The 7,241-nt window shown below is 61.9% G+C and carries 6 protein-coding genes; 4 read left to right on the top strand and 2 right to left on the bottom strand.

Annotation, left to right across the window (positions count from 1 at the left end; all coding sequences use genetic code 11):
- Window positions 1-303: 303 nt before the first annotated feature.
- Together RWT78_RS15000 and RWT78_RS14995 are read left to right on the top strand one after the other, a co-directional pair.
- Window positions 304-1,134, top strand: a complete 831-nt coding sequence (locus tag RWT78_RS15000; protein ID WP_085989953.1) for a LuxR C-terminal-related transcriptional regulator — start codon at window positions 304-306, stop codon at window positions 1,132-1,134.
- Between the two features lie 200 nt (window positions 1,135-1,334).
- Entirely contained in the window at window positions 1,335-2,879 is a 1,545-nt protein-coding gene (locus tag RWT78_RS14995; RefSeq protein WP_003943017.1) for an AMP-binding protein, read from the top strand.
- A 45-nt stretch (window positions 2,880-2,924) separates the two neighbouring features.
- Here RWT78_RS14995 and RWT78_RS14990 read toward each other — a convergent pair whose 3' ends face one another.
- Both RWT78_RS14990 and RWT78_RS14985 read right to left on the bottom strand, forming a co-directional pair.
- The gene (locus tag RWT78_RS14990) at window positions 2,925-3,413 is read right to left on the bottom strand and encodes a hypothetical protein (RefSeq protein WP_314676453.1); all 489 of its coding nucleotides are present in this window, start codon (window positions 3,411-3,413) and stop codon (window positions 2,925-2,927) included.
- A 67-nt stretch (window positions 3,414-3,480) separates the two neighbouring features.
- Window positions 3,481-4,380 carry a LysR family transcriptional regulator gene (locus RWT78_RS14985; protein ID WP_283377102.1) on the bottom strand — a complete coding sequence of 300 codons (900 nt, stop codon included), beginning with the start codon at window positions 4,378-4,380 and terminating at the stop codon, window positions 3,481-3,483.
- A gap of 119 nt (window positions 4,381-4,499) precedes the next feature.
- On the opposite strand from RWT78_RS14985, the gene RWT78_RS14980 reads away from it, so the two are divergent.
- A complete protein-coding gene (locus tag RWT78_RS14980; RefSeq protein WP_314676451.1) occupies window positions 4,500-5,726 on the top strand; it encodes an MFS transporter in 1,227 nt (408 codons plus the stop codon).
- A 38-nt stretch (window positions 5,727-5,764) separates the two neighbouring features.
- Window positions 5,765-7,225 carry an amidase gene (locus RWT78_RS14975; RefSeq protein WP_314676450.1) on the top strand — a complete coding sequence of 487 codons (1,461 nt, stop codon included), beginning with the start codon at window positions 5,765-5,767 and terminating at the stop codon, window positions 7,223-7,225.
- Window positions 7,226-7,241 lie beyond the last annotated feature (16 nt).

Below are 7,241 nucleotides of genomic sequence, written 5' to 3'. Positions count from 1 at the left end.
GGTACTGGCTACTCGACGATCCGAACGCCCGCACCGAGTTCTTCGGAGCGAGCTGCGGATACTGCACTGACACCCGGCAGTTCTCCGACTTCGACCGCAACGATCTGGCCCTGCAGATCCCCGGCTGACCGGTAGGTGAGCTGCATACGATCCGTGACGCCCGTCGAATCGGGCCTGGTCAGTGCCGGTAGAGGGCAACGTCCGGGGCGGGATGGTGCAACCTGCACACGCCGCTATGATAGCCGTCACAGGGGGATGGAACTGGGCGCCGGGTACACCCTCCTGATAGGGGATCGAACGAGCATGACAGCGCAGGATCTGGGCACGCGTATGGAACGCGCTCTCAAGCGCGTCCGGGTCGCAACAGGGGCCTCACTGGCATTCGGTGGGCCCGTCAACAGGGCTGGAAACCTCCTCATCGAGCGCTTCGACGGCCCGACCCTCGGAGCACTCCCCGGATTGACCCTGGATCCCAGTGAGGGACTCGGCGGCAAGGTAGCCGTCATGCGTCGGCCTATCGCCGTGAACGACTATTTCGACACCCAGGTGATCACGCACCGATACGACAAGGTCATCCGCGCGGAGCGTCTCAAGGCGCTCGTCGCGACGCCGATCATTGTCGGGCGTCAGACGGTAGGTGTCATCTACGGCGCGTTTCGCACTTCCGAGATCGTGGGAGGTCGCATCGAGGACACCGTCGTGCAGGAAGCGCGTGCGCTGGAGCAAGAATTAGCTGTCAGTGCGGTGACTTCGACTGACGACGTGTTGTCCGAAGCGGCGGCCGTGAATGCGCGTTTGCGTGAGCAGGTGCGATCGGTCTATGCGGAATTACGGCTCCTCGCCGGCAGTGTCGCTGATGCCGATGTGCGTGCGGCACTCGCCAAGGCCGCCGCGCGGCTGGTCGACGAGGGGGAACGCTCCGAGGAAAGCGTCTCCGGCGCTTCGCTGACCAAACGTGAAATCGACGTCCTGACGGTGGCCGGCGCAGGGATGACGAACAACCAGATTGCCGGTGTGTTGGGTCTGGCTCTCTTCACGGTCAAGAGTTACATGAAGTCCGCTATGCACAAGCTCGGCGCGAGCACTCGGTTGGAGGCTGTTGTCCTTGCTCGTCGAGGCGGCATGATCGCCTGACCGTCATGGCTCATTGCCGTGACCGGTGACGTCGGCAATTCGTACCCTCCGAAGAAGGGGCCGAGGGAACCTGGAATCGATACCCTCTTCGGAGGGTGGTGACAGTGCCGAACGCGGGCAAAACTATCCGTCTTTGTCGGATCTCCCGGGCCTCATCGTCTCTCCCGGGCCTCATCGTCGGTCCAAGACCTGGAGTGCGCATGATCATCCCGCTGACCATCAGTGATTTCCTCGACCGAGCGGTCACTGTCTATCCCGATCGGGTCGCCGTCGTCGACGAGCCGGATCAGCCGGCGCAGTCGTGGGGCGAGATCACGTTCGCCGACCTCGGAGACCTCGCTCGACGGCAAGCGGCGACGCTCGACGAGTTGGGCGTCCCGGTCGGTGGTCGTGTTGCCATCGTGTCGCACAACGCGGCCCGATTCCTCGCCTCGTTCTACGGCGTCGCCGGGTGGGGCCGGGTGCTGGTGCCCATCAACTTCAGACTCAGCGTTCCGGAGATCCAGTACATCGTGGAGCACTCGGGAGCCGAGGTCTTGTTGGTCGACCCGGAACTCGAACACCTGGTCGCCGAGGTGCCGTGCAAGCGCACGTTCGTCCTCGGCCGAGACGACAATCGGATCTGGGGGCCGAACGCAGATCCGAAGCCGTGGGTCGCGGACGCGGCTACGAAGGAGAACGCGACCGCCACGATCAACTACACCTCCGGAACCACCGCCCGTCCTAAAGGCGTGCAGCTAACGCACCGCAGCAACTGGATCAACGCGGTCGTGTTCGGTTGGCAGGCAACCGTTACCGATCGAGACGTGTACCTGCACACGCTGCCCACCTTCCATGCCAACGGCTGGGGACATCCCTTCGTCACGACGGCAATCGGCGCAAAGAGCGTCGTCCTACGCAAAGTTGACGGTGCGGAGATCCTGCGCCGCATCGAAGAGCACGGTGTCACGTATCTGTGTGCTGCGCCGGCCGTCGTGTCGGCGATCCTGGACGCCGCCAAGACGTGGGAGGGAGAGATTCCAGGGCGCGACCGGGTGCGCATCATCGTCGCGGGCGCCCCGCCCCCGACCCGAACGATCGAGCGGATCAGGGTCGATCTTGGTTGGGAGTTCATTCAGATCTACGGTCTCACCGAGACGTCGCCACTGCTCACGATGTCGCGTATGCGTGCCGAGTGGGACGACCTGCCGGTGCCCGAGCAGGCCCGACTGCTCGGCCGCGCGGGCGCCCCGGCAATCGGCGTGCAGATCAAGGTCGACGACACCGGTGAGGTACTCGCACGGTCCAACCACATCCTCGCGTCGTACTGGGAGAATCCGGAGGCAACAGCGAGTGCGCTGGAGGACGACTGGTTCCACACCGGAGACGGCGGAACCTTCGATGACGGCTACGTCACGATCGCCGACCGGAAGAAGGACGTCATCATCACCGGTGGCGAGAACGTGACTTCGATCGAGGTCGAGGACGCGCTCATGTCGCATCCGGCGGTCAGGGAGGTCGCAGTCATCGGTATCCCGGACGAGAAGTGGGGTGAATTGGTAACTGCGCTCGTCGTGCTCGACGAGAGCGTGGAACCGATCGACGAAGCAGCACTCATCGCCCACTGCAGGACACGACTTGCCGGCTACAAGTGCCCGAAGCGCGTCGAGTTCCGCTCGGAATTGGCGCGCACTGCTACCGGAAAGATCCAGAAGTTCAAGCTTCGCCAGGAGTTCTGGCAAGGGCGGGATCGTCAGGTCAACTGACTCGAAGAATGTTGCGGCGGTTGTTATCTGGTGTGGATCTGAACATCAGATGACGACGTAGCCGTACATTCGTTCGTTCTGAGCCACAGCTCTGGTCGCTAGTTCGGCGAAGGCGGTCAGGAACGGCACCGATTCCTCCGACGGTTCACTGGTCTCGTCAATCGCCCAGGCGGCCGCAGCGGCCGCGACGCCTTCAGCGTTCAATTCCGCTAGTGCTTCACGCAATTCGTCGGTAACCGTGAGCACGAGGGTGTCGCCGTCGTCGCTCATTGCGACGAGTTTCCCGCAGCGTGGACCTTTTGCGATCTCGTCGTAGGGGCGAGCGGTGAGGGCTGCTTCCAGTCGGCCGAGCGCGACAACTGGATCGACGCCTTTCGCCTGCAGAACTGGAGTCCCACTCGCAGCCAACTGGATCCGCGGGCGAGAAGCTGCGTTCGCCTCAATCACCTCTGGTTCCAAGTCGACGAGTCCCTCGAGGGCAGAGGTGGCATGCTCATCCGTGCGCGCGGTGAAGTAGTCGGTGATCGCAGACATGGCGCGATCATCTCACACACGATGCATCCCAATGCCCCGGAGTCCTTCCGCGACTTACTGATCGCCGTCAGGAGGGACAGGTGTGTGCTTCCTCGATCGCTTTCGCGAAAGCGCGAAGTCGTGGGCTTTCGAGATCGGTACGCCACACGAGACCCAAAGCAGATTCGGGTAATCCGTTGATCGGTACGAATGTGATGTCCGAGCGCTGGCTGTATGTAGCGGTTGCTGCGCAGAGGATGAGGCCGACCTGACTGAATGCGACCTGCGACAGGCCTTCCTGAACGGTGCTCGCCCCACCCTGCGTGGGAATCGTGGCTCCGCCCGGCGTCGTGCTCGGGGAATTCACACGCTGCCAATAGTCGGGGGCGGGGCCGGTGATGGGTACCAGGCAGATCTGCGCCAACTGCTCGGCGTCGATCACGCCCAGTTCGCTGAACGGGTGATGGACTGAGACGGCCAGCGTCTGGGGCTGTCGAGAAAAGACGAGCCCGGTTGTCAGTTCCGGCTCATCTACGGGGAGAAGGGCCACTGCCGCATCGATTCGCCCGGCGAGTACATCACTGAACGGATCACCCAGGGGTAATTCTTTGATGGTCACGCATGTTTGCGGATGTTGTATCTCGAAACGAGAGACAGCAGCCGCGATCGAATCGTAAATTGCTCCTTGGAAACCCACCCGAAACGGCGTCGGCGTGTTGCGTGCTCTCGATTGAGCGTCCTCGATTACTCCGACGAGCGCCCGATGGGCGGGAGCCAACGACGCAAGAAATTCGGCGCCGAATTCAGTCAGGTGAACGCGGCGACTGGTCCGCGCTACCAGGCTTGTGCCGATACGACGCTCCAATGCGCTGATCAGCTGACTCACTCGGCTCTGGGAGATGAACAGCCGCTCGCCGGTGCGACCGAAGTGCAGTTCTTCAGCGAGAACGAGGAAGCACTCGATCTCACGCATCGGAGGCTCCGACATTTTCACTCCGACCCTGGACTCATTCGACCACTCCATCATGGCTCATCGATGAATTGAGCTAATGGTTGGATGAGCGATTCGCCGTTGATCCATCGGCGTGCGGGAGCTTCTCTGGTTACATGCCCCACTCCGCATCTGCACAGAACAGCCCTGCGTCCACGTCCTCAACCCACGCACACACCATTGAGAACCACTGGGCTGCGGTCGCGCTGATCGCAGCGTCCACCTTCATCGTTGTCGCGGCAGAGATGATGCCGGTCGGGCTACTCACCCCGATCGGTGCTGACCTGGTGGAAAGCGAAGGGACCATCGGGCTCTCACTGGCCATTACCGGATTGGTGGCAGCGGCCACTGCCCCGTTCGTGCCCATCGTGACCCGGCGCTTCGATCGTCGGTCGACGCTCATCGTCTTGATGCTGTTAGTCGCAGCGGCGAACGCCCTCACGGCCCTTGCTCCGAGCTTCGTTGTCCTCGCTGTGGCTCGCGTCCTTCTAGGCGTGAGCATGGGCGGAGTCTGGGCACTCGCCGCAAGCCTGGCTCCCAGGTTGGTGGAGACCAGATCCGTCGGGTTGGCGACCACGATCATCTTCAGCGGAATCGCTGTTGCCTCAGTTCTCGGTGTCCCTGCTGGGACGTATATCGGGGCAGTCGCCGGATGGAGCGTGGCGTTCTGGACTCTCAGCTGCGCCGCGACGCTGATCGCGATCGCCATGATCGCTGTCCTACCCACGATGCCAGCTGATCGGGCCTTGTCGCTCGGGAGTCTCGTGGCGGCCTTTCGGAACCCAGGAGTCCGGGTCGGATTTGCGATTACTGCGCTCATCGTCACCGCTCATTTCGCGGCGTACACCTATGTGCGTCCGGGGCTGGAGTTCTTCGCAGGGTTGAGCCCTGCACAGATCGGCACGATGCTCTTGATCTACGGGGCTCTGGGCGTCGTCGGCAACTTCATTGCCGGGCCATCTGCAGCCAAGTCTCCGAAGACTGTGGTCGTCATCCTCAGCGCGGGAGTAGCGGTCACACTCGCCCTGTTTCCGATCTCGGCTACCACCTTGATCACAGCTGCTCTGCTCATGGCGGCTTGGGGCCTCTTCTACGGTGGTGTATCGGTGAGTACTCAAACATGGATCGCACAAGCAGCTCCCGTTCACCGCGAGGCCGCTTCTGCTCTGTGGGTTGCAGTCTTCAATGCAAGCATCGCGCTCGGTGCGTTTTCGGGCGGACGCATTCACGACCACTCCGGTTCCGAAACGGTCTTCTGGACAGCCGCGGGAATCGCAACTCTGGCAATGCTGCTCGCGACATTCCGCAGTCCCGTCGTGGCAGAGCGCGAACTGACAACCTAGTCGCCTACACAAACCTTCATAGAGGCAGGACAACAGATATGCACCAGACACCCGCTTCGGCATTCATGGATGTGGCCGAGTTGCTCGAACGCTACCGGGACAAATCGCTTTCTCCGGTGGAAGTGCTCGAGTCCACCATCGAACGTATCGAGGCGCTCAACCCAACCTTGAACGCAGTGGGACACACTTTCTTCGCTACTGCACGAGCACAAGCGAAGTCAGCGGAACGCCACTACGCCCGCGGCTCGGATGTCAGCCTTCCGCTCGCCGGTGTTCCCGTTGTGGTGAAAGAGGATGAAGCGGTACAAGGCCAACCTTGGACTCAAGGGTCCAAGGTCTATGAGGATGTGATCGCCACTCACACTTCGACTTTCGTGCAGAGAATCATCGATGCCGGTGCAATCGTCCACGCGCGATCGACGGCGCCCGAATTCTCCTCGGCCGCGTTCACACAGTCCGAGTTGTGGGGCGTCACTCGCAATCCGTGGAACACGAAATACTCCTCCGGCGGGTCTTCCGGTGGATCGGCAGTCGCACTTGCCACGGGGATGACGCACTTGGCTACCGGTTCCGATGTTGCAGGATCGATCCGAACTCCGTCGTCGTTCAACGGAATTGTCGGGTTCAAGCCACCGCATGGCCGTGTCCCCGTTGATCCGCCCTTCAATCTCGATCGCTACTGCCACTGCGGTCCGATGGCGCGCACCGTAAGTGATTGCCTCACAATGCAGTCGGTCATCGCGGGACCGACCTCCACTGACATTGCCTCGAGTGTACCGGCATCGCAGTTACCTACCTTCGCAACGCGTTCGTGCGCGGGAATGCGTATTGCCGTGATTCCCGCATTAGGTGACTGGCCGGTTGATTCGGACATCGCCGAGAACACGGCGAAGTTGGTGGACACCCTCACCGCTCTGGGCGCACGCGCGGAGATCATCGAAGTCGACCTGTCCCGCACTGCCGTCATGCGCGCGGCCGCCATTCACTACGACCACGTGTTCGGTGCTTCGATCTCTGCCGAAGTGTCCGCGCACCCCGGCAAGGTCACGGAGTACGCGAAGGAATTCGCCCGGTGGGCACGCCGCACCCGTGGTGACGCGACTTTCCTCGACGGACTCGCGATCGAAGCCGAACTGTATTCATCGGTCGGATCCCTTTTCGATACCTATGACGCGTTGATCACTCCGGCAGTGGCGACGGACGGCTTTCTTGCCGGCGACGACTACGTCGAACACGGAATCAATGTGGCTGGAACAGAATTGGAGTTCTACCTCGAGGCTGTGCCGGCCATCACCTTCAACATCCTGAGTAGCTGCCCGGTGCTGACAATCCCCACCGGTTTCGCTCGGAACGGAATCCCCACGGGCACACAGATAGTTACGCGACCGTACGACGACCAGACGGCCTTCGCGATTGGGCTCGCCCTCGAGAAGGTCCTGCCGTATCCCGGCAATCACCCGGACTGCCATGCGGCCCCGCAGGTATTGTTCGGCGTTTGAAGCTAGCTCTGGTGGA

This window comes from uncultured Rhodococcus sp., from assembly GCF_963525155.1.
In the GTDB taxonomy this organism is placed as follows: Bacteria; Actinomycetota; Actinomycetes; order Mycobacteriales; family Mycobacteriaceae; genus Rhodococcus_F; species Rhodococcus_F qingshengii.
Note: the sequence above shows the minus strand (reverse complement) of the source record. Positions and strands in the feature narration are given on the sequence as shown.